Here is a 404-nt window from a genome sequence, read left to right on the forward strand (position 1 = left end):
AAACGCCGTAAATATTTGGAGACCTCTGATTGCAAATAAACGAACCCGGTAGGATTGCAAGTCCTACCGGGTTTTGACTGTATACGGGTGGTTATTGAGCGCTTACGTTTTTTGGGACTTTTTGTGGTCAATTTGCGGTCACGAAAAATAGGGGCACAAGCTCCGCACCAAGAATACACCGCTTGGTAAACATAGTCTACCACCAAGCGTTGTCATAGTAAACGACTTAGAGCACCTAACAAAACCTGACAAATGTCGAAATATGGTGTAAAATACCAGCAGGGGGGTGAAGAACATGCCCAAGAAGCTGGTAAGTGACGAATTGTGGAAGCTGGTTGAACCTCTCTTGCCAAACCATGAACCCACACCCAAAGGAGGCCGTCCCCGCATCTCTGACCGGGCAG

1 pseudogene is annotated in these 404 nt (G+C 47.5%); it reads left to right on the top strand.

The window, feature by feature from the left end:
- Positions 1-295: 295 nt before the first annotated feature.
- Positions 296-404: pseudogene (locus H6B51_RS17950) on the top strand (IS5/IS1182 family transposase); the annotation flags it as partial.

Source organism: Pseudoflavonifractor phocaeensis (assembly GCF_016901955.1).
Lineage (GTDB): Bacteria > Bacillota > Clostridia > Oscillospirales > Oscillospiraceae > Flavonifractor > Flavonifractor phocaeensis_A.